Genomic DNA, 22,976 nt, shown 5'->3' on the forward strand with positions numbered 1-22,976 from the left:
GCATGGCCACCGCCACAATTGATCCCCAGCTCATCGGGATCGCCACCGAACTTCCGCGTTCCGTGCATTCGACCGAGGAATTGCTCGCCGCGGGCCGCGGGCATCTGTCCGACGAGTTGGAGACGATGCTCGGCAGCCTGGGGGTCGAGAAGAGGCACTCCGTCCTCGCCAACTATCCGGACGTTCTCTTTCGAGGCGCCGAACCGGAACGTGGTATCGCCGTGGTCGATCTCGCGGTCAGGGCGGCCCGCAAATGCCTTGCCAAGGCCGATATTCCGGTGGAGACGATCGGTCTGGTGCTCGGTGTGTCGAGCAGCCCCGGCCGACTGGTGCCGAGCCTGGTGTGCGACATGTTTGCGCGGATGCCGGAACTGCCGAGGACCGCGCAGAACCTGAGTATCGAGTACATGGGTTGCTCGGCGATGGCGAAGGCCGTCGACACGGCGCGCTGGTATCTGACGTGCCACCCCGGAAAGCGGGTTCTGGTCTGCTTCGCAGAAGCCACCACACCGCTGTCACCACCGCTCCCGGGCTTCTACTCGCATTTCTCCCAGGTAGGCCTGGACGAGCGTCAGGACACCGTGAACGTGATGCACGGATTTCTGTTCGCGGACGCCGCCGTGGCGATGGTGCTGGGCGCGGAGGGGGATGGACCGTCGTTCGGTCCGGTGGCGAACCTGACGAACGACGTGCCTGAGGACGCCGAACTCGGCACCGTACCGGACGGCGGCTCGGATCTTCCCGTGGTGGAGGGGCGCCGGGCGTACACCCTGAGTCCTCTCGTCACGCCGCGCGGAGCTTTCTATGCCAGGGAGACCGTGCGGATGGCGCTGAAGGAGGAGTCCTGCGAACTGGCCTCGCCGGCGGATGCCTCGGTGCTGCTCATGCACACCGGCAGCGTGCGCATCCTGAACGCGTTGTGCAAGGGGTTCGGCCTCGATCCTGACGATCAGGTGGTCGTCTCGTCGTATCGGGTGCTGCGCGACTACGGCAACACCCTCGGCTGCTCGGTTCCGTTGATGCTGGCGGAGCCGGTGTACCGTCCGGCCGGCCAGGGAATTCTCGTGGCATTCGGGTTGAGTTTCGGCTGCGGCGCATTCACGATGACGGTCCCCGAAGGCGGATGGGCTCCGTAGTGCATCCGCGGTACACACTTCCTTCGCTGTTCAACGCCGCCGCCGAGGCCGGGGGTGATGAACCGGCGGTATTTGCCGACGGCGGATACCGGTCCTGGACGCGGTGGCGTACGGAGGCGGACGCGTTGGCCCGCGGGCTACAGGACCTGGGAATCAGGAAGGGCGATGTAGTCGCAGTACACCTGCCCAACTGCTGGGAGTTCCTGATCGTTCACATCGCTGTCGCGGCTGTGGGCGCGGTGATGCTCCCGCTGCACATGGGCCTCGGGGTGCACGAGCTGCGCTCGCTCCTCGCCAGGACACGGGCCGGCACGGTGGTCGTCACCGCGGACCGTCGGCGCGAACTCATGCCGGAACTTTGCGGGGAATTCCTTGCACTGAACCATGTGCTGGTGGTCGGGGACGTGGACGATCCGTCGAGCAACGTGTTGTCGCTCGAGGACGTCGTGCTGCGGTGGGCGGGGACCGCGCCGCTGCCGACAGATGTGGCGCCGGACGACCGGTTTGTGCTTCTCCCTTCGTCCGGCACCACCTCGCTGCGCCAGAAAATCTGCGTGCACACCCACGACGGTCTCGTCTCGAACGCCGTCGTGGTCGCTGCCGACGCCGGGGCCCGTGGCACCGACACGATCCTCAGCGGCAGCCTTTTCACGCACCTTTTCGGCCTCCTTTCGGTCCACCTCAGCTTGGTGACCCGTGGCCGCCAGGCGTTGCTGACCAGCTGGGATGTGGGGGAGTTCCTCCGGCTGGCACAGATCAGCGAGGCGACGGTGCTCTTCGCGGTGCCGGCCCAGATCCGCGATGTCGTAGCCCGGCTGGGTTCCTCCGCCGACCCGGGTGAAGTCCGGTTGCGCGAGGTCCGGGCCAGCGGCGCGGCCGTACCCGCGACGCTCATCGAAGACGCCCGCCGTCTGTTGGGGGCGCAAGTGATCGCCCAATGGGGCATGTCCGAGCTGGGGGCGGGCCTGTTCACCCGGCCGGGTGATCCGCTGGAAGCGGCGACCAGCAGTGTCGGCCGCCCGATCTCTGGCGGTGCGGTGCGAGTGGTCGACGACGACGGTGGCCCGTGTGCTCCTGGTGAGACCGGCCGGCTGCAGTTCCGCAGCCCTTTTCTCTTCACCGGGTATTTCGAGGATCCCGCGCTGACCCGGACCGCGCTGACCGCGGACGGCTGGCTGCGGACCGGCGACCGCGCCAGCATGAACGACGACGGCACAGTGGCTTTCCGAGGCCGGGACGTCGAGGTCATCAATGTCGGCGGCGTGAAATTCGGCGCGCCGGAGATCGAGACGTTACTCGACGACATGGCGGGACTGGGCTCGATCGCCGTCGTCGGCCGCCCGGACGATCGTCTGGGCGAGTATCCGTGTCTGGTCGTCACACTGCGGGCGAGTGCCTCGGTCACCCTCGACGACGTTGCCGGACATCTGGCGGCCAAGGGCGTGGCGGAGTACAAGATCCCGGTCGAGCTGGTCGTGCTCGACGAGATGCCGTGTACGCCGACCGGCAAGATCGCGCGAAGTCAGCTCGTCGCGATGCTGCAGCGCGGTGGCGCGCGGACGCAGTCGCCCTGGGCGCAGCGGCTGCGGGCGTTACCACCCTCCGAACGGCTGCGGCACGCTCTGGAATTGGTGCGCGAACAAGTCGGCGCGGTGCTCGAGGCACCCAAGCCGATCGGGCCGGGCCAGGTGTTCACCGATTACGGCCTGAAGTCACTCACCGCGGTCCGGTTACGCGCCGCCTTGGCCGAAACCACGGGTTTCGATCTGCCGACGACCATCGCCTACGACCTGCCGACACCGAATCTGCTCGCCCGCCACCTCTGCGCCCTTCTCGGTGCAGGCCCGACTCGGGACCGGCTCGGCCTGGCGATGCCGATCCGGCCACGACCTGCCGAGGACGACCCGGTGGTCGTCGTGGGCATGGGATGTCGGTTGCCGGGCGGCGTCGCGTCCCCCGCCGAGTTCTGGGACCTGCTCGCGGAGGGGCGGGAGACGATCGGTGACTTCCCCACCGATCGTGGCTGGGAGGTCGACCCGGACGCCACGTATGCGCGTCGCGGCAGTTTCCTGGACGCCGCCTGGTTTGATCCCGCCTTCTTCGGAATCTCGCCGCGCGAAGCCGTCACCATGGATCCCCAGCAGCGGCTCCTGCTGGAAACGGCGTGGGAGGCGCTCGAGCACGCGAGGATCGACCCGGTCTCGCTGCGCGGCAGCGACACGGGCGTCTTCGTTGGCATCATGGCCTCGGATTACCTGCCGCGTACGTATGAGACGGTCAAGAATTCCGACATCGGCGCCATGACCGGTAATGCCGGCGGTGTGGCGTCCGGCCGGATTTCCTACGTACTCGGGCTGCACGGCCCGGCTCTCACCGTGGACACGGCGTGCTCGTCTTCCCTTGTGGCGCTGCATCTCGCGGCCCGATCGCTGCGTGACGGGGAATGCTCACTGGCGATGGTCGGGGGTGCGACGGTGTTGTCCACACCGGCCACCTTCGTGGAATTCGCCCAACAGAATGGCCTCGCGGCCGACGGGAGGTGCAAGCCCTTCGCGGCCGCGGCAGACGGGACGGGCTGGGGAGAAGCGGTCGGTGTGCTCGTGCTCGAGCGTCTCTCGGATGCGCGCCGGGCGGGCCATCGCGTGCTCGGCGTCATTCGCGGGTCGGCCGTCAACTCCGACGGCACCTCGAATGGGCTGACCGCGCCGAATGGCCCGGCGCAGCAGCGGGTGATCCGGCAAGCGCTGGCCGATGCCGGGCTCGAGCCGTCTGAGGTGGACGCGGTCGAGGCGCACGGCACGGGGACGACACTCGGCGACCCGATCGAAGCGAACGCGATCCTGGCGACTTATGGGCGCGACCGTGCACAGCCCCTGCTGCTCGGCTCGCTGAAATCGAACCTCGGACACTCGCAGGCCGCCGCGGGCCTCGTCGGGACGATCAAAATGCTCATGGCGATCCGGCATGGTCTGGTGCCCAAGACATTGCATGTGGATGAGCCGTCCCCCCATGTGCTCTGGGCAACAGGAGCGGTACGCCTGGCCGCCGACGCGGTGCCGTGGCCGGAGACCGGACGACCGCGCCGCGCAGGCGTCTCCGCGTTCGGGATCAGCGGCACGAACGCACACGTCATCATCGAACACGCACCCACCGAGGAAGACACAGCCGAAGCAGCCGCCGTCACACGCACGTCGGCGCCGGTGGTGCCGCTGGTCTTCTCGGCGTCGACGAAACAGGCCTTGGCCGCTCAGGCGGAACGATTGGATTCCCTTCTCAGCGAAGGTGCCACGCCCACGGACGTCGGCTACGCACTGGCCACCACCCGCGCGAGGCTCGAACATCGGGCGGTCGTGTTCGATCGCGACGACCTGGGAGCGCTGGCGTCGTGGACGCCGAGTGGTGCGGTGACAGGTCGCGCCGATCTCCACGGCCGTATCGTGTTCGTATTCCCCGGGCACGGCGCGCAGTGGGCCGGGATGGGGGCCGAACTGCTCGGTTCGTCCCCGGTCTTCGCCGACGCGATGGCCGAGTGCGAGAAGGCGCTCAGCGAGTTCGTCGACTGGTCTTTGACCGAGGTGATCGCGGACGAATCCGCCTTGCGCCGAACCGAAGTCGTTCAGCCCGTGCTGTTCGCGGTGACGGTCTCGCTGGCGCGGCTGTGGCAGCGGCACGGGGTCGTGCCGGACGCGGTCATCGGCCACTCCTTCGGCGAGATCGCCGCCGCGCACGTCGCCGGCGTGCTCTCGCTGCGCGACGCCGTCCGGGCCATCGTCTGCCGTGGCGCGCTGTGCGCGGATCTGAGCGGTCAGATGTTGTCCATCGAATCGGACGCCGACGACGTCGAGCAACGGATCTCCGGCCACCCGGGCGTGAGCATCGCCGCGCGTAACGGTCCTTCCACGACGGTCGTGGCGGGCGACGCCGACGCCGTCACCGTGCTAGCGGCGGACTTTCGGGAGGTCGGCGTGGCGACCCACGTCGTGCCGATCGGCTTCGCGTCGCACTCGGTGCATGTCGAGCCCCTCCGCGACCGCCTGCCGGCAGACCTGTCCGACCTGCGCCCGCTGGGCGCCCGTATTCCGTGGTACTCGACAGTCACCGGCAAACTGATGGCGGGCCCCGAGGCCGGCGCCCGCTATTGGTATGACAATCTGCGGCAGCCTGTGTCGTTCGCGTCGACGGTGCATACTGTGGCGTCGGCGGGGTTCAGCCACTTCATCGAAGTCGGCCCCCATCCGGTGCTCACCGCCGCGATCGGCGCGACGGTGGGTGAAGCAGGACTGGCCGTGGGAACCTTGCGGCGTGGCCAGGGTGGCATCGGCCAGTTCGCGGCTTCGCTGGCCAGGGCATACGTTCGGGGGCTACCGGTCGACTGGGCGAGGTTCTTCGACGGTTGCCGAGTCCGCCGGATCGACCTGCCCACCTATCCGTTCCAGCGCAGCCATTACTGGCTCGGCCGAACGAAAACGAGGCAGCCCGCCAGACCCGGTCGGCAGGACGTCACGCGGGACTCGGCCGGGCCGCAGTCCACCGATGACCGTGAACTGGTCGACACCAGTGCGGTGCAGGCAACAGGGACCGCCGCTGCCGCACCGTCGGACTCTTTTCGCGGTCAGCTCGCCGGGCGCGACAAGGCCGAGCAGGTTCGGCTCATCGAGGACCTGGTGCGTGCCCGCGCCGCTGCGTTGCTGGGCCACCATGATCCGTCGGCGGTGGCTGCGGATCACAAGTTCCTGGAAATCGGCTTCGACTCGCTGACCGTGACGGAGCTGCAAGACACGCTCAACCAGGTCATCGACCTCCGGTTGCCGCCTATCACCGTATTCGAGGCCGAGACTCCCGCTGCACTGGCCAGGCGAGTGTTCGATGAGCTGATCGAACAGCCGAGCGTTCCCGGGCCGGAGTCGATCGCGCCACTACCGCGGTACGACGAGTCCGTCCGGACGGTGATCCAGCATGCGGTCGCGGTGGGTAACCCGGATGCGGCCTTCGGCTTGATGCGTGCGGTGGCGGACCTTCGGCCATCGTTCGGCGCGGTCGCCGATCTCGGCTCCCTTCCCGCACCGACGATTCTGGCCGATGGACCGCAACGCGCGCGACTCATCGCCGTGAGCTCGCCGATGGCGAACGGCGGCGTTCACCAGCATGCGAGGCTCGCCGCTCATTTCCAGGGCGTTATGCGTGTCTCGGCGGTGCCCCTACTGGGGTTCGTATCGGGAGAGAAGCTTCCGGCTTCCGCCGAAGCCGCGGTCGCCGCGGTGGCCGAAAGCGTGCATCGGGCCGCTGCGGGCGAGCCCTTCGTCCTACTCGGATACTCCTCGGGCGGCGCTCTGGCGTATGCGGCGGCCCGCCACCTGGAAACAGTTCAGCAGGCCAGGCCGTCCGCGGTGATCATGATCGACACTTTCCGGATCGATGACCCCACGGTGCCGACTGAGGCGATCCTGCGCGAGATGTTCGCGGATTCCCATGGTTTCGGTGGGATCACCAGTGACCGGCTCTCCGCGATGGGCCGCTGGCTCGCGACGATGTCCGGCATGGAATTCACTTCGCTGGATGTGCCGGTGCTCTTCGTTCAGGCCTCGGAACCGGTCGTTCCGGGTGCGCCCGACCCGGCTCGCTGGCTGACGAAACCCTTCGAACGGACACATGATCTCCGTACCGTCCGATCGGACCATTTCGGCCTGGTGGGGCCGGATTCGGCGCAGACGGCCCAGGTCATCCGCGAATGGCTGGATGAGCGTTTGTGAGGGATAGCGAGCAAATATCCCGATGGCTGCCGGCAACCCTGAGTTCCACCACTCGCAGTGATCGAGTTCGTGGGAGCGTTGGCGCGTCCACCGAGCGGAGATGATCCGCTGGACGTTGCGCGCTGCGTACCCGTCAAGTGGCCGGCGGACCAGGCGCGCGTCAGTATGAGATGCGGGTAGTCCGGATCTCGGAGATCGACATGCCCCGACGGCGTCGGAACAGGCCGCGCAGGGTGCCGGCGTTGAGGTAGCCGACCTTGGCCGCGACCGCGTCCACGGTGAGTGAGGTGGTCCGCAGCAGGTGCATTGCCCGCTCCAGCCGGATGTCGTGCACGAATTCGCTGGGCGACATGCCGAGTTCGGAATGGGTGGCGCGCTGCAGGCTTCGTTCGGTGACACCGATGGCCTTGGCGGCGTGTGAAATCCGGAAGTTCTCGGTGAGATGGTCGCGAACCCACCGTTCGAACGCGGCGGTCATCGAATCTCCCCTGGCGACGATCTCGGGAACAATGAACTCGCGCTGCGGTCGGCCGGCACCGACCGCCAGGTAGCGCATCGCGCGCTCGGCCAGCGCGGGGCTCCGCGCGGCGATCACCGACAGGGCCAGGTCCATGTGCGACAGCGAGGCGCCGGCGGTGATGACGCCACGGCCGCGGCACAGCGTCCGACCCTCATCCAGCTCGACGTGGGGGTAGCGGCGGCGAAAGGCCGGGCCGAGCCACCAACTCGTGGTCGCGGGTGAGCCATCCAGCACTCCGGCCTCGGCAAGGAAGAACGTTCCCGTGCATGCGCCGGCGAGCTGCACACCTCGGTCCCGCGCCGCGATCAAGCGATCGAGCACAGGGCGACTGGCCTGTGCGGAGACGAGTTCGACCAGCGCCTCGGCGGCCAGCACGTTCACCGCGGGCACGATCATCAGATCGAACTCGTCACCGAGTTCGTCGAGCGGAATAGTCGGCACGGTGTAGCCGTTGCCCGAGCGTATGTCGGCCTTGAACGACACGGTTCGGATCCGCCACGGCTGCGGCGGGTCGGCGAGTTCGGATCGCACGGCGTTTGCGGTGTTGAAGGTCTCCAGGAGGGCGGCGAAGCCGAAATCGGCCACGCCGTCCACGACGAAGACAGCGACGTCCATGTCGGAAACAGTACCGAACATGTCGTTTGCGACACTCCGTTTTGGTGGGAATCTGTCCTACTGTCATCGAACACGGCTCAGCACCGGCCCGCGGGCCGGTCCGGCCGACCTGCCCGCCGTACCTCTTCACCTGGGGAGTTTGCGTGACCATGATCGAAACAACCGGCACTCACCACGTCCGGTTGACGGTGACCGACATCGCTCGGTCTCAAGCGTTCTACGGGGATGTCCTCGGTTTCCCGATCGCCGCCGAGTCTCCGGGCAGTCCCGAGGACCCTGTGGTGCGCAATGACCCTATGCAGCTCTTCGGCGGGGTGGTGTTCCAGGCCAATGGGATGTTACTCGGCCTGCGCCCGGTGGCGGCCGCGACGGATCGCTTCGATGCCGACCGCGTCGGGCTCGACCATCTCAGCTTCACCGTCCCCTCCCGCGACGATCTGGTCTCGGCGGCCGCCCGTCTGGCCGCGGCCGGAATCGAACACGGCGAGATCACCGAGATGGCCGATTTCGGCATCGCCATCTTGGCGTTTTTCGATCCGGACGGCATCCATCTCGAACTCACCTCGCCACTGTGACGGCCCGTGATCGCATGGCGCCGACCCGAGTGTGAACGACCCGGAATGAACATCCTGATGAAGGTTCTGACGACCGGCCGCGGAATCGGTGTGGTTGTGCCGAGGAGGTAGGTCGATGCTCGTCCAGCGTGCGCAAAAGGGAAAAGCGACCGGTTCGGCGTTGCCGAGCCCGAGCACCCTGCTGTGCGCGCTGGGCGGCCAGCATGTGGACGGACCGGTGAGCCGGTGGGCCCGTGAACTGACCGAGTTGCACGGGCGCAGACGCGACGACCGGCGGCTCAGTGTCGAAATCGATAACCGCCGCGCCGAATTGGTCGATCGGATCAATACGTGGGCGACGCTGCACCTGCCGTGCCCAGCGGTGGGCGCACGCTTGCACGACGCGAGCCTGGGCGAGGTGATCGATCGGATCGCTGCCGTGGCAGACCGAGCATTCCATGTGCTTATGCACGATGATCCAGGCGGCGACCGGATGCATGCGGAGTGGACCCGGCTGGCCGAAATGGAGATCGCGTACGGAGACTTGGTCGAACAGGTGGGGGACGGTCGCCGTTGTCTGCCGCCGGTGGGTGTCGCAGGCGGCTGAGCTCCTGCCGCCCGCTCGCCACCCGACCCGCCGTGCAACATGCTCGCACCGTGCCATGTCTCTTCGGGCCGGCGGGTGCGAGGGCGTAGGCTGGTCGCTCCGACCGACGGTGCGACTTCTGGGAGCGGTGCATGAGCAAGAGTGAGGGGACTCCTCCCGCTACGACGAGGACCGGGACGATCAGCGTGCAGGTGCCCGCGGAGTCGGAGCAGTTGGCGATGTTGCGTGCCTTGACCGAAACTGTCACGCTCATGGCCGATTTCGGCATCGACGAGGTGACCGATATCCGACTGGCCCTGGACGAGGTCGCCAGCGCGCTGGTGCTGGACGCGGTGGAGGGGTCGGTGATCGACTGTGCGTTCTCCTTCGACGACGAAGCGGTGCAGGTGCGAGTCGCCTCGGTCGCGGTGTCGGACTCCAGCCCGGATGAGTCCAGCTTCGGCTGGCATATCGTGGCGACGCTGACCGACTCGGTCGCCACGTCGCAGGATGCTTACGACGCCGCGGTAGGCGGCTACCCGACTGTCGTCGACTTCCGTTGGGTCCGCGGCGGCTCGAATGAGTAGCGAGCCGATTCCCGGTGCTTCCAGGCGGAAGTCGGGTAGGGGCGACAGCTACGACAACATCGAACCGCTGTTCGCGGAGCTGGCCGCGCTGACCGTGGACGATCCGCGCCGGGAGAGCGTGCGCGCGGAACTGATCGGCCGGTGTCTGCCGCTGGCCGAGCACATCGCACGGAAGTTCAGTGGTCGCGGGGAGAGCTTCGAGGATCTACTGCAGATCGCGAGGGTGGGCATGCTCGCCGCCGTCGACCGGTTCGATCCTCAGCACGGCTCCACATTTCTGTCGTTCGCGGTGCCGACGATCATGGGCGAGGTCCGGCGGCATTTCCGCGACTACGCGTGGTCGGTGCGAGTTCCTCGGCGGCTCAAGGAAATCCAGTCCACGATCGGTCCCACGGTGGAGATCCTGTCGCAGCGGCTCGGCCGCATGCCTCGGGCGCGGGAGATCGCCGAGGAACTGGACGCCGATCTGAACGAGGTGACCCAGGCGCTGATCGCCCGCAACGCCTATCAAACCTCCTCGATCGACGCCGCGTCCGATACCGACGAGGCGGAGTCGGGCGGCTTCTCCCTGCTGGATACCCTCGGCGCCGAGGACCCGGACTTCGGCACCGTTGAGAACTACCTGGCGGTGAAACCGCTGCTCGCCGCGTTGCCGGAACGCGAGAAACAGGTGCTCGCGATGCGCTTCTTCGATTCCATGTCCCAGGAGCAGATCGCCCAGCGGATCGGTTGTTCGCAGATGCAGGTGTCGCGCATTTTGTCCAAGACGTTGAAATCATTGCGCGAGCAGGCTTTACGAGACTGACGCACAAGCCGGCTCGGCCGGGTTGCGCGAGCCTCGTGCTCGGGCGGCCTCGGTAGTGCGTTGTGGACATCTGGTACAGCCGGATCGTGGGCCGTAGCGATACATCGTTCTCGTGGTCGGTCGCGGTTCGGCTTCGGCGTGGATGGTTTCTCGGTCGACATCGCGTCATTTCGCACACGGGCGTCAGCAGGCGAGTCCTCGATTGCTTGATATTTCAGAAGCTGAGAGGGTTGCCAGGTGAACGCTTGGGATCGGTACGCGTCGCTGGTGACCGCCCGCAAGTCCTGGGTGCTGTTGCTGGTGGTCGCCGCCGCGTCGCTAGGGCTGATCGGCGCCGTGGGGAAGAACGAAGCAGCCGGGCAGGCGCCCGTGTCGCTGCCGACGTCGGCGCAGTCCGCGCGGGTCGAGCAGGCGCTCGCCGAGTTTCCGGACGGAGGCTCCTACGCCGCGATCGTGGTCGCCACCCGAGCCGACAACGGCGATCTGACCGATGACGACCGCGCCGCCACGGCCTCGGCAACGGCCCGCGCCGCCGGGCAGCCGTCCGCCGGGCCCATCATCACCTCACCGGATCGGAAAGCGGCGATCGGTCAGGTGCCGGTGTCTGCCGAGCTGACCGGATTCGCCCTGACCGACCGCGTCGAGGACATTCGGGCTGTGGCGGCGGACGGGCTGCCCGCCGGGCTGACCCTGCAGGTCACCGGCGGTCCCGCGTTCGGCGCCGATATCGCGGATTCGTTCTCCGGCGCAAACGTCCTTCTGCTCGTGGCGACCGCGGTCGTGGTCGCGGTGCTGCTGATCGCGACCTATCGTTCTCCAGTTCTGTGGCTGGTGCCGCTGGCCGTGGTCGGCGCGGCCGACCGGGTGGCCACCGGCGTCGGAACCGGCTTGGCCGACCTCACCGGGCTGACCTTCGACGGCTCGACCTCCGGCATCACGAGCGTGCTGGTGTTCGGCGCGGGAACCAACTACGCGCTGCTGCTGGTGTCGCGCTATCGCGATGAGCTGCACCGGGAATCGGATCACCGTGCGGCTTTGCGGCAGGCGGTGCGCCGGGCCGGACCCGCGATTCTGGCGAGCAACGTGACGGTGGTCGCGGCTCTGCTCGTACTGCTGCTCGCCGCACTGCCCAGCACGCGCAGTCTCGGCACTATGGCCTCGGCCGGCCTGCTCGTGGCCGTCGTGTTCGTCCTGCTCGTCCTGCCCGCGGCGCTCGCGCTGTGCGGGCGGAATGTGTTCTGGCCGCTCGTGCCACACGCGGACGACCGCGACACCATGAACGAGGGGATCTGGCACACGGTCGCCGCTGGTGTGGTGCGCAGGCCCGCGGTGGTCGCCGTGTGTGCGATGGCGGTGCTGGCTGGGTGTGCGGCAGGTTTGCTGACTGTGCGGGTCGGACTTCCGCAGATCGAACAGTTCCGCGTCCGCGCCGAGTCCGTTGCGGGTTTCGACACGTTCGCGCAGCATTTCCCGCCCGGCGCGTCCGATCCGGCCATCGTGCTCGCGACGAGTGGCTCGGCCACGGGTATCGAGGAAGCCCTCCGACGAACCGAGGGCGTGGTACAGACGTGGCGGACAGGTACCTCGCCGACCGGGCTGGCCCGGTGGGCGGTCGTGATCGATGCGCCACCGGCCTCCGCGCGAGCGTTCGACACGACTGAAGCACTGCGCGCCTCGGTCGATCAGGTGCCGGGGGCCGGCGCGCTCGTAGGCGGCACCGACGCGCAGGCGCTGGACATCCAATCCGCCGCGAGCCGGGACCGGGCGGTGATAATTCCGTTGGTCCTCGTCGTGGTGCTGCTGGTGCTGCTGGTGCTGTTGCGTGCGGTGCCCGGCTCGGTGCTGCTGGTCGCGGTCACCGTGTTCAGTGCGCTCGCCGCACTCGGTCTGGGCAGCTGGATCAGCGAGTACGTGTTCCGATTTTCCGCGCTGGACATCAGCGTTCCGCTCTTCGCGTTCCTGTTCCTGGTCGCACTCGGCGTCGACTACACGATCTTCCTGGTCACCAGGGCCCGCGAGGAGACCGTGCGGCATGGCACCACCCAGGGCATGGTCCGCGCGGTGTCGGCGACCGGCGCGGTGATCACCAGCGCAGGTATCGTGCTGGCCGCGGTCTTCTGTGTGCTCGGTGTGCTGCCGCTGATCACCCTCACACAGATCGGCATCGTGGTCGGCCTCGGCATTTTGCTCGACACGTTCGTCGTCCGCACTGTGGTCATCCCGGCGCTGTTCAGCCTCATCGGCCGGGGAATCTGGTGGCCGAGCGTCCTGTGGCGCGTCGAGGAGGACAGCTGACCAACGCTCGGCCGGTAACGAGCTTGGGTCGCGGTGCACAGGTCGCGTGGATCGACGTGACCAGCACAGATCGGCAACGCGACCAGCGGGAATCCGCCGCTGTTGCGGCTGCGTATTGTCGATGCGGCGCGGTGCTTCTCGCGCTCACAACGAACCGATGACGAGACACAGGGAGGATGTATGGCCGGTGGGGGAGGGCGTCGACGGTGGGTGCTCATCGGCGGCGCGGTGGTACCGGCCCTTCTGGTTATCGGGTCGAACCTGCGGTTGTGGCGGCTGTCGGCCGGGCATCGATTCGCGGCCCCGGAGGCGCCGAGCGCTCCCGTGGTGATCGTGCCCGGAGCGAAGGTCGCCCCGGATGGTTCGCCGATGGCGTATCTGCGGGGGCGGCTGGACGCCGCGATCGAGCTGGTGCGCGCGGGCCGGGCCGGGGAGATCCTGGTGTCCGGAGCGGCGTCGCGGGCCTCGGGCGATGAAATCGACTCGATGACAAGCTATCTGGTGAAAAACGGCGTCGACCTCGCGCTCATCCGCGCTGATGGAGCAGGACTGTCGACGTGGGCGACTTGCCTGCGAGCGAAACAACTGTTCGGCATCGATCGCGCGCTCATCGTCACCCAGCGGCGACACCTCCCGCGCGCGGTGGCACTGTGTCGGGCGGCGGGTATCCACGCCGACGGAGTGGTGGCCCCCTGCGAAGCACGTAAGGTGACGAAGTTCCGCAACACTATTCGCGAGTGGTTCGCCGCGCCGAAAGCCGTTTTGCGTAACTGAAGCGGATGACCGCGGCGTGCGGCCATCCGCTCGGTCTGGCAGCCGTGCGCGATCAGCGGCGGAAGGCGTCCTTGACCTTCTCGCCCGCGTCCTTGACGTCGGACTTCGTCTGATCGGCGCGGCCCTCGTTCTTCTTGCTCTGGTCGTCGGTCGTCTCGCCGACCTTTTCCTTGGCCTTGCCCGCGAGATTCTGGGCCTTGTTCTTCGCCTTGTCGACTGTGCCCATGTCACAACCTCCTTCGTGCGGTGATCGGCTTGCCATATCCAGCCGGTCTCCTGGGCCATAACCCGTCACAGAGAGGCCAAACATGCGGTGTGGTCACAGCAACCAGGAAGACCCGGCCGACACCGGGTCTTCCTGGTTGAACCGTGGGCCTATGAAATTGATCCAGGTGGTATCGACCCGCCGTATCTGTGTCCTGTCCCGCGGAGTCTTGCCGGGAAGTCGGGTTATGAGGCCGGAATCGTGGGTGGCATGAGAAGGCCTTCGGCGACGCCGACCGCCGCACCGACCGCCGCGCCGATAGCGATGGCAGGGGAAGCAACGAACGCGTAGCCGACGGCGGCGCCGAAAACGGTGGTGGCCACCGTCCCGGTCGGGAACATCGGTATGCCGGCGATGGCGCCGCAGACCGCGCCGATACCCGCTCCGATCGAGGCGACCGGGGCAGCCACGATGCTGCCTACCGACGCGCCGATTGTGGTGGCGCCGATTACGTCGGCGGCGATCCGGTCAGAGCGCGACGGCTCGAAGCCTGCCGAATCCAAGCTCTGCGCCATGCCCGCTTCCGAGCCCGCGATCGCGTCGTTGAATTGCTTGCCCTGTTCGCGACTCAACCATTCCGGCCTCCCGATTATCAGGCTGCCGACGCGCAGGGTGCCCTCGGGGGCTTCGATCAGTGCGACCGGAGGAGCGGGGGCGAGAGGGTTGGGGAAACGCAAGCGCTGGGGATCGATGGGCGCGAGCTTGCCGGGGTCCGGCATCGGCCGGGTGGTGCTCATGTCGTTGCGGCCGGTCGACGCAGGATGTTCCGGAGGTACCGGAGATTCCGGAGTTACCGGAGGTATCGGAGGTATCGGAGGAGGTGCGGGAGGTACGTCACCCGGTACAGGGCCGGGGTCGGCGGGGATGACGGCGTCACCCGGTACGGAGCCGGGATCGGCCGGATCGGCGGCTGGGACCGTGGCGATGGCGGGTACCCGTCCGAAGGGGATCTGGATGGTGCTATCGGGTGATAGTGGATCGGCCGCGGCGGTCGCGGCTCCGGCCACCGCCACCGAGAGCGGGATCACCCCCGCGACGACGAGGGAGGCGGCGCGACGATAGAAGGGATGAACAGATGGTCCGGGCGGTTTTGTGCCCATGCTTACCTCATTTCGAACCGGGGTTCCTACCTACCTTTCTAGTTCGGATCTGGGGCGTCTTCTGGATGCGAAGATCGCAACGAATTCTTTTCCCGGTCGGTCTTTTCAGTCGGTCAACGCATAGGTTCACGTGACAATTCGTATACTCGAATCCGCACCACATCGCGGTAATGCCGCATTTAGTAGTCGGACGTTCCTATTTCAGGGATCAATTACTGGATACGGCAGTGTTTCTTCAGCCCGCTCTTCGGGCCTGAACTTCGAAAAACCAGCTCGAAACGGGTGCCCGCCCCGCTGTCCGTGTCGGAAGCCCCTGACCAGTCGGCGGCTCGACGCCGACACCGGACGATGCGATCGTCCACACGCCGGTTCCGCAATTCATCGGGCCGAGGGCCGAACGTAAAGCAACCCCGCACGGTAGCGAGACCGGGCCGGGGTCGACTCGTCCGGCCGACGCCGGCCAGGCCGTCCGAGCCTGTTCGGACTGCTCGAGTGCCCCGGGGCACGGCCTATCAGGAACCTGCCGCCGCGAAACCGGCTCGAAGGTCGGCGAGGATGTCGTCGATACCCTCGATGCCGACGGCGAGTCGCACCAGGCCCGGCGTCACCCCCGCGGCGAGCTGTTCTTCTGGCGTCAGCTGGGAGTGGGTGGTGGAGGCGGGATGAATCACCAGCGAGCGCACGTCGCCGATGTTGGCCACATGGCTGTGCAGCCGCAGTGCCTCGACGAACCGCTTGCCCGCGTCCACGCCGTCGGCCAGCTCGAAGCCGATCACCGCGCCTGCGCCCTTCGGTGCGAGGCTGCGGCCCCGCTCGTACCACGGCGACGACGGCAGGCCCGCATACGACACCGAGATCACTTCCTCGCGCGTCGCAAGGAACTCCGCCACCGCCTGGGCGTTGCGCACATGACGCTCGATGCGCAGGCTCAGCGTCTCGATGCCCTGGCTGATCAGGAACGCGTTGAACGGCGAGACCGCCGAGCCGAGGTCGCGCAGCAGCTGCACACGTGCTTTGAGCGCATAGGCGGGCGCGCCCAGATCGGCGTAGACCACGCCGTGGTAGCTCGGGTCGGGTGTGGTGAAGCCGGGGAATCGCCCGCTCGTCCAGTCGAACGTGCCGCCGTCCACGATGACACCCGCGATGGCCGCGCCGTGCCCGCCGAGATACTTCGTCGCCGAGTGCACGACGATGTCGGCGCCGTGCGCAAGCGGCTGGATGAGGTATGGGGTGGCGACGGTGTTGTCCACGATCAGCGGAACGCCGTTGTCGTGCGCGACGGCTGCGATCCCCGGAATGTCGAGGATGTGGTTCTGCGGGTTGGACACCGTTTCGCCATAGAGCGCCTTGGTGTTCGGGCGGATCGCCGCACGCCACTGGTCGAGGTCGTCCGGGTCCTCGACGAAGCTTACCTCGATGCCCAGCTTGGGCAGCGTGTAGTGGAACAGGTTATAGGTGCCGCCGTAGAGCCGTGGACTGGAGACGATGTGGTCGCCCGCTCCGGCGATGTTGAGGATCGCGAAGGTCTCCGCGGCCTGTCCGGAGGCCAGCAGCAGTGCGGCGACACCGCCTTCGAGTGCGGCGATGCGCTGTTCCACCGCGTCCTGGGTGGGGTTCATGATCCGGGTGTAGATGTTGCCCGGCTCGGCCAGCCCGAACAGCGCGGCGGCGTGCGCGGTATCGCGGAAGGTGTATGAGGTGGTCTGGTAGATCGGGAGCGCGCGGGCGTTGGTCGCGCCGTCGGGTATCTGTCCGACGTGGATCTGCTTGGTCTCGAAGCTCCAGTTGCCGGACAGGTCGGGTTCGGTCATCGAAAGGTCCTCCTTCGTGTGGGCGATCGGGTCGTAGTCGAGCAGCGGCTAGCCGATGATCAGGGTGGTGTCCACCGGAGTGGTTCCGGTGGTGAGATCCAGGACCGGGCAGTGCGCGTCGACGGCCTGCTGGAGCTCGGTGTAGCGCTGCTCGGTCTCGGGTCCGCTGACCCGCACGGTCACGCGCACCACCTGGAACCCCGGGCGGATGGCGCCGTCCAGACCGAAGAACCCGCGCACGTCGAGATCGCCCTCGGCCGTCACCGCCAGATCATCGATCGTGATGCCGAGCCGCTGGGCCCAGAACCGGTAGGTCACCACCTGGCAGGCGATGAGCGAGGCCAGGTAGACCTCGACGGGGTTGGGTGCGGTGTCCGCGCCACCGAGCGCGGGCGGCTCATCCACACGAACGGTGTGCTTGCCGAGAGTGACCGCGCTGCCTACTGTTCCTTCCGGTGTGCCGGAAGCGCGGAAGACCACCAGCGCGTTCGCCAGGTCGTCCGCGACGGCCCGTGCCGTGGCATCGGCGATGTCGTTGAGCGGCGTGCGCCGGATGGTTGTCATATGCACTGACGCTAGGAACGATGTCGCGCGACGGCGATAGTTACACTCCGGCTGAGTCGAACAGTGGTGCGTCGACCTTTCCCAATTGCCCTGCGCTTATTCGGGAGTGGGTTCGGTTTCGGGCCCCGTCGCAGCGGCGGTTGCCGCGTCGATCTGCTCGCCGATGTAGCGCACGATGACCGCGACAATGGCGGCGACCGGCACCGCGAGGAAGGCGCCGACGATGCCGTACAGCGAGCCACCCGCGGTGATGGCCAGCAGCACGATAACGGCGTGCAGCCGCATGCTGCGGCTCTGCAATACCGGTTGCAGGACATTGCCTTCCAGCTGCTGCACGGCGACGATGATGCCGAGCACGATCAGCGCCGTCACGAACCCATTGCCGACGAGCGCGACGAGCACCGCGAGGGCGCCCGCGACGAACGCGCCGACAATCGGGACGAACCCGCCGAGGAAGGTGATCACCGCGAGGACCAGTGCGAGCGGCACCCCGAGAATCACCAGACCCGCCCCGATCAGCACTGCATCGATCAGGCTGACCAGCGCCTGGGTCCGGATGAACCCGCCGAGTACCACCCAGATCCGGTTCAGCACCTCTTCGAGGTGCTTGCCGCTGCGACTGCCGGAGATGATGTGCAGCCACGGCAGGAAGCGCGGCCCGTCCTTGACGAAGAAGAACGTGAGCACGAGCACGAGGAACAGGGCGACGAGCACCGATGTCGCGGTGCTCACGCCGCTGAACACGCCGGTCGCGATCTGCTCGGAGCTCGACTGCAGCCGGGATACGATCGCGTCGACCGCCGAATCCAATTGTTCGTCACGGATTCTCAGCGGCGGACCTTGCAGCCAGTCGCGCACCTGGTTGACACCCTCGGTCGACTTGTCCGCGAGTTCGGGTGCTTGGTCCACGACCGAGGGCACGATCAGCGCGATGACCCCGGCCAGCAGCCCGATGAACCCGAGCACCGCGATCGAGGCTGCCGCGGCGGGCCGCAGGCCGTGTGTGGTGAGCCAGCGCGTCGGCGGCCACAGCACGGTCGAGACGACGATCGCCAGCGCCACCGGCAGGATCACCACCCACAGCTTGGCGACCAGGAAGCCGAGCACCCAGGCGCCCGCCGCGATCGCGATAACACACAGCGCCCATTTGGCGAGCCACAGGATGCCCGCGCCTATGACGTCGCCCCGATCCCGAGTCGCACGGTCATCCGGTTCCTGGCCCTTGTTCGGTTCGCTCACGGGCCAAGTTTGGCACGAAGTCGCGGGGCCGAGTAGGGCTCGGCTCAGGCGCAGGCCGCGCCTGGGCGCGTGTGGCGGGCGATCCGTGTCGCCCCACCGCCGAGCTGTTCTTCCACGTGGTTGTCTTCGGCGGAATGCCGCAACAGCACCCCGAGCCGAGGACTCGTTCCGCACGCGGTGACGCGCCGGGCCGCGGTCCGGCAGGTCGAACCGAGCTGTCGACCGCGCGCCGCGGCGAAACAGGGGCCAGTCGTGCGGGCTACCGGCCCATGGTGAGTGGGACCGGTCAGTAGGTGACGATCGCGGTGGCGAAGCCGTCCAGCGCGAAGCTCGGTTCGGACAGGGTTGCCGTGCTCGGAGCGTCGGTGGTGGCAGCGCCGATCTGAGCCAGATGACCGATGTCCGGGGTGTCACCGGAGATCGCGACTGTGATGGGATCGGCGGTCTTGTTGACCAGCAGAATTTTTCGGTCTCCCGACACGGTGTGGAACCCTTGCGCATGCACTCGGCTGTCGGGCATACCCGGCATTCCCGTAGCGGTGGTGACCGACTGGTCTCCCGGCCCGAAGTGCTCGAGCAGCAGCGCCAGCGCACGGTAGCGGAGGTTGGGGGTTCCGGTATCCCAGTCGAGCAGCGTGGTGCCGGGAATCATGCCCGGGTAGTCCATGAACTCCGCGATGCCGACCAGGTCGATTCCGATACCGACGAGCCGTGCCCACAGATACGACTGCACAGCGGCGCTGAGCGCCCAGTACTCATCGGGGATCTCGGGTTCCGGATTCATCACATCGGCGGGAAAGGTACCGAGTTCGTTGATGAACGTGCGGGTGTCCGGCGCGAGGCGGCGGCGGAGGGACTCGATGTAGCGGACCTGCTCGATGAAACCGTCGGCCTGGGCGAAGAAGATGTCGCGCCAGGACGAGTACGGCGCGTTGCCCTCTGCGGAAAAAGGGTTCACGATCTCCGGCGCGGCATAGAAGTGGTACGAGAACGCGTCGATCGGGATGCCCGCCCGATGGTTCGCGGCGTCGAGGAAGTGCCAGAAGTACTCAGGGTCGTGATGCACATGGCTCAGTGACAATCCGATGAATTTCATCTCCGGATCGAGTGGGCGCAGGCGTTCGACAATCGCGTCGTACAGTCGGGTGTAGAGCTCCGGGGAGATCCGGTGGCCGAGATCGGGTTCGCAGAGCACCTCCCAGTACGCGAAGCGGTACCGATGGCCCGACTCGTGTCTGCGTCCCAGCTCGTCGGTGAAACCGCCCACGATGTACCAGCTGGCGACCCGATAGAAGTAGTCGGCGATTTCGTTCAGTGTCGGGTCGCGGAGTTCGGTGCCTTGTTCGTAATCCCAATGGATCTCGTTCGGATCCGCGGACACGGCCACGGTTTCCGGCGTGCGGAACATCCAGGCCGGGATGGTCGCGAAGTTCGCGACGATAGGTCGTCCGCCCGCAGCGGCGACGAAATCCTCGACCATGGGGTCGAGGAGGTCGAAGTTCCAGGATGTTTCGGATTTCGTCGGCGGCGTCAGCTCGGCGACCGCGAGGCGCGGATGGGAGAACCACGGCAGAAAGCGGACGAGATCGGCGTCGAGAGAGCGCAGCGCGTCGAATGCCTTGTCGTGGATGGGAGAATCGCGGCGCAGCGGCGGCGCGGTCCACAGATGTGTGGTGAGTGTGGTGCGGGAGGTGCCGGTGGTCGTCTTCCAGTCCACCTGGACCGAGCAGGGAAGTGTCTGTGTCATATCGGGTTTACTCCTCACGGAAACGGGGAAAACCGAGCGCGGGCAGTATCGCCTGGTCGACGATCGCAGCCCTGGCCCGTTCGTCGGGCAACTGCCCGCTGTCGATGTGGTGCTTGATGACAAGGGCCTCGCCGATGTCGGTCACGACGGGGGTCAGTAGCCGGGCGTCGAGTTCGCCCAGCGATGCGTAGTGTTCGAGCACGGTGCGCGTGAACCGGCCACCGCGTGAGTCGAACACGGTGCGGTACATGGCATCTACCAGCTCCGGGCGGCGTCCCCGTTCGGCGAGGACCGCCGCGGTCGCCGCTCCCGCCGGGCTGGCGAGCCAGCCGGTCAACTGCGCCAGTGCGCGCAGCAGGTCCGCGCGTAGCTGACCGCCCTCTGGCGATGGCAGTTCCACCGGGTGTGCATGCCGCAGTGCGTCGAGCAGTAGATCCTCGGCGGTGGCCCAATGCCGGTACAGCGAGGTTTTCGCGGTGTCGGCCCGTCGTGCGACACCTTCCATTCCGAGGCGGCCGAGCCCGAATTCGCAGACTTCGGCGATGACGGCGGATCGGCAGGCATCGAGCAGTTCGGCTTTGGTGCGCCGGGCCCTTGGCGTGCGTGGGGAGCTCACAACGGCAATTTAGCAACTGCTTCGTAGCTATTCAAGCGTAGCTACGAAACCGTATCTATATGTCGATACCTGACGGCGCGACAAACTGTTGGTCGGGTCGGGCGCGGCTATGGTGCGGTGGTCTTCCAGGTCGGCTGGTAGGGGTGCGTGATCGCGTCACGGATCCCTCAGTGCTGAAGCTTTCCCAGGATCTCGTGTAGTGCCCGCAGTTCCTCGTTCGAGAGGGCGGTGATCGACGCGGGGGCGGGGTCAGGGGTGGCGAGGGCGGTGTTCAGAACCGTGCGCCCGGCGGCTGTGATCGAGACCTGCTTTTGCCTGCGGTTGGCCGGATCGATCTCCCTGGCCACCAATCCCAGCTCCTCCAGGTGATTCACCGTGACGGTGGCGGCGGGGGCATCCATGGCCGCGGCGTGCGCCAGTTCCTTGACTGTCTTCGGCCCGGGACGCAGCCGTCGCAAGACGCGAATCCGGCTGAACGGCAAGCCGGTTCGCTCGGTAACGGCGCGCTTCCATTGGTCGCGGGTGTCGATCACCAGGTGGGTGAGCAGTGCCCACACCTCGTCGGGTGTCGGGGTGTCAGCCGGCATGGATCGGGACTTTCTGTTCCAAGAGCGGAGCAACGCGGTCGCGCGACCGGTCGGCCCACGAGGTGTTCGAGGCAATGCCGAGTATGGCGATTCCCGCGGCGAGTATGGCGATCACCCACCACAGGCTCGCGCCGGTCAATGCGCCGCACAGCGCGACACCGACGCTCGCGCCCACCTGGCGGCTGGTCGAGGCGACCCCGGCGGCGGCGCCCGCGCGATCCAGCGGCATCCCACTGACCGCGGAGGTGGTGATCGGGGCGTTCACCATGCCGAAGCCGATACCGAACACTGCGAACATCCCGACCAGCGCCCACACCGGGGTGCCGGTGTCGAGCCGGGTGAGCAGGACCGCGGCAAGCGTCATGGCGAACCCGGCGGTGAGCAGGGATGGCCGCGTGCCGTGCCGGCCGACCAGGCGGCCGGACAGCGGCGAGGAGATCAGCATCGCGATCGCCATCGCGAGGTAGAGCAGACCGGTGTGGACCGCCGAATAGTGCCGCACGTTCTGCAGATACAGCGAACAGGTGAACAGGAACGCGCCGAGGCCGGTGAAGGCGAACACCGCGATCACCGTGGCGGCGGCGAACGGGACACTGCGGAAGAATCGCGGATCGATGAACGGATCCCGGTGCCGGGATCCGTGGCGCAGGAACGCGGCGAACGCGAGCGCGGCGAGCACGAAGATCGCGGGCGCGCGCTCGACCAGCCCGAACACGATGGTGAACAAAAAGACGATCACCAGCAGTTGGCCGACTGGGTCGATGCCGCGCACTGTCGCCGACCGCGATTCCGGCACGAAGACCGTGGTAAGGATCAGCGCGAGCACGCAGATCGGCAGGTTGATCCAGAACACCGCCTGCCAGCCGAGCGAATCGATCAGCACGCCGCCGACCGTGGGCCCCAGCGCCATCGAGACACCGACCACCGCGCCCCACACCCCTACGGCGCGGGCCCGTTCCACCCGGCCGGTGAAGACCTGGGTGATGATCGACATCGCCACCGGGTTGAGCATCGAACCGCCGATGGCCTGGATGAACCTGGCCCCGATGAGCAGCTCGACAGTCGGGGCGAGACTGCACAGAAGTGAGCCGACGGCGAAGGTCACCAGCCCGATCCGGAAGACGCGGCGGCGTCCGAACCGGTCCGCCGCGGCACCCGACAGCATGAGCAGGCTCGCGAGCGTGAGCGTGTAGATGTCGATGACCCATTGCAAGCGGGAGAGCGAAGCGTGTAGGTCGTCGCGGATCGTCGGGATGGCGACGTTCACGATCGTCACGTCCATTGACGCGATCAACAGGCTCAGGCAGCAGGTGGCCAGCACGAGCGCTTTGCGCCGGACGGTCAATGACTCAACAGTTGTGTTCACATAACTATTGTGATGTTGCAATAGTTGCCCGCGCAAGGACGCACGATGTGGTCCGCGTC

General features: G+C 67.1%; 18 protein-coding genes. 8 read left to right on the plus strand and 10 right to left on the minus strand.

The features are described from left to right. The first annotated feature begins 2 nt into the window (after positions 1-2). Together OH799_RS33280 and OH799_RS33285 are read left to right on the plus strand one after the other, a co-directional pair. On the plus strand, positions 3-1,136 hold the full coding sequence (locus OH799_RS33280; protein WP_406272615.1) for a 3-oxoacyl-[acyl-carrier-protein] synthase III C-terminal domain-containing protein: 1,134 nt from the start codon (positions 3-5) through the stop codon (positions 1,134-1,136). Continuing rightward, the gene (locus OH799_RS33285; protein ID WP_406272618.1) at positions 1,124-6,886 is read left to right on the plus strand and encodes a beta-ketoacyl synthase N-terminal-like domain-containing protein; all 5,763 of its coding nucleotides are present in this window, start codon (positions 1,124-1,126) and stop codon (positions 6,884-6,886) included. Before OH799_RS33280 ends, OH799_RS33285 begins: the two co-directional genes overlap by 13 nt. Positions 6,887-7,046: 160 nt before the next feature. Here OH799_RS33285 and OH799_RS33290 read toward each other — a convergent pair whose 3' ends face one another. After that, complete coding sequence (locus OH799_RS33290; protein ID WP_406272621.1) at positions 7,047-8,021, minus strand: GlxA family transcriptional regulator; 975 nt, start codon at positions 8,019-8,021, stop codon at positions 7,047-7,049. A gap of 149 nt (positions 8,022-8,170) precedes the next feature. Between OH799_RS33290 and OH799_RS33295 the strand changes: the two genes are divergently transcribed. From OH799_RS33295 to OH799_RS33320, 6 genes are all read left to right on the plus strand, one after another. Then, a complete protein-coding gene (locus tag OH799_RS33295; protein WP_406272624.1) occupies positions 8,171-8,596 on the plus strand; it encodes a VOC family protein in 426 nt (141 codons plus the stop codon). Between the two features lie 115 nt (positions 8,597-8,711). Next, complete coding sequence (locus OH799_RS33300; RefSeq protein ID WP_406272628.1) at positions 8,712-9,182, plus strand: hypothetical protein; 471 nt, start codon at positions 8,712-8,714, stop codon at positions 9,180-9,182. Positions 9,183-9,313: 131 nt separating this feature from the next. Beyond that, entirely contained in the window at positions 9,314-9,748 is a 435-nt protein-coding gene (locus OH799_RS33305) for an ATP-binding protein (RefSeq protein WP_406272631.1), read from the plus strand. Beyond that, positions 9,741-10,553, plus strand: a complete 813-nt coding sequence (locus tag OH799_RS33310) for an RNA polymerase sigma factor SigF (protein ID WP_406272634.1) — start codon at positions 9,741-9,743, stop codon at positions 10,551-10,553. The genes OH799_RS33305 and OH799_RS33310 overlap by 8 nt, the downstream gene beginning before the upstream one ends. Before the next feature lie 237 nt (positions 10,554-10,790). After that, complete coding sequence (locus OH799_RS33315) at positions 10,791-12,848, plus strand: MMPL family transporter (RefSeq protein ID WP_406272637.1); 2,058 nt, start codon at positions 10,791-10,793, stop codon at positions 12,846-12,848. Positions 12,849-13,028: 180 nt separating this feature from the next. Then, the gene (locus OH799_RS33320) at positions 13,029-13,622 is read left to right on the plus strand and encodes a vancomycin high temperature exclusion protein (protein ID WP_406272640.1); all 594 of its coding nucleotides are present in this window, start codon (positions 13,029-13,031) and stop codon (positions 13,620-13,622) included. A 52-nt stretch (positions 13,623-13,674) separates the two neighbouring features. On the opposite strand, the gene OH799_RS33325 is transcribed toward OH799_RS33320, so the two are convergent. The 9 genes from OH799_RS33325 to OH799_RS33365 all read right to left on the minus strand — a co-directional run bounded on the left by OH799_RS33325 (position 13,675) and on the right by OH799_RS33365 (position 22,917). Next, complete coding sequence (locus tag OH799_RS33325) at positions 13,675-13,848, minus strand: CsbD family protein (protein ID WP_357267423.1); 174 nt, start codon at positions 13,846-13,848, stop codon at positions 13,675-13,677. Positions 13,849-14,072: 224 nt separating this feature from the next. After that, positions 14,073-14,987 (minus strand): hypothetical protein, encoded by a 915-nt coding sequence (locus OH799_RS33330; RefSeq protein WP_406272643.1) that lies wholly within the window; start codon positions 14,985-14,987, stop codon positions 14,073-14,075. 512 nt (positions 14,988-15,499) lie between these two features. Further along, the gene (locus OH799_RS33335; protein WP_406272646.1) at positions 15,500-16,798 is read right to left on the minus strand and encodes a bifunctional o-acetylhomoserine/o-acetylserine sulfhydrylase; all 1,299 of its coding nucleotides are present in this window, start codon (positions 16,796-16,798) and stop codon (positions 15,500-15,502) included. A 48-nt stretch (positions 16,799-16,846) separates the two neighbouring features. Beyond that, the gene (locus tag OH799_RS33340) at positions 16,847-17,362 is read right to left on the minus strand and encodes an OsmC family protein (protein WP_406272649.1); all 516 of its coding nucleotides are present in this window, start codon (positions 17,360-17,362) and stop codon (positions 16,847-16,849) included. Positions 17,363-17,458: 96 nt separating this feature from the next. Further along, on the minus strand, positions 17,459-18,601 hold the full coding sequence (locus OH799_RS33345; RefSeq protein WP_406272652.1) for an AI-2E family transporter: 1,143 nt from the start codon (positions 18,599-18,601) through the stop codon (positions 17,459-17,461). Between the two features lie 286 nt (positions 18,602-18,887). Beyond that, positions 18,888-20,348 carry a hypothetical protein gene (locus OH799_RS33350; RefSeq protein ID WP_406272655.1) on the minus strand — a complete coding sequence of 487 codons (1,461 nt, stop codon included), beginning with the start codon at positions 20,346-20,348 and terminating at the stop codon, positions 18,888-18,890. A 7-nt stretch (positions 20,349-20,355) separates the two neighbouring features. Next, positions 20,356-20,964, minus strand: a complete 609-nt coding sequence (locus tag OH799_RS33355) for a TetR/AcrR family transcriptional regulator (protein WP_406272658.1) — start codon at positions 20,962-20,964, stop codon at positions 20,356-20,358. 167 nt (positions 20,965-21,131) lie between these two features. After that, positions 21,132-21,551 carry a MarR family winged helix-turn-helix transcriptional regulator gene (locus OH799_RS33360; RefSeq protein ID WP_406272661.1) on the minus strand — a complete coding sequence of 140 codons (420 nt, stop codon included), beginning with the start codon at positions 21,549-21,551 and terminating at the stop codon, positions 21,132-21,134. Further along, complete coding sequence (locus tag OH799_RS33365; RefSeq protein WP_406272663.1) at positions 21,541-22,917, minus strand: MFS transporter; 1,377 nt, start codon at positions 22,915-22,917, stop codon at positions 21,541-21,543. Before OH799_RS33365 ends, OH799_RS33360 begins: the two co-directional genes overlap by 11 nt. Positions 22,918-22,976 lie beyond the last annotated feature (59 nt).

The sequence above is a fragment of the Nocardia sp. NBC_00881 genome (assembly GCF_045207455.1).
Classification (GTDB): domain Bacteria; phylum Actinomycetota; class Actinomycetes; order Mycobacteriales; family Mycobacteriaceae; genus Nocardia.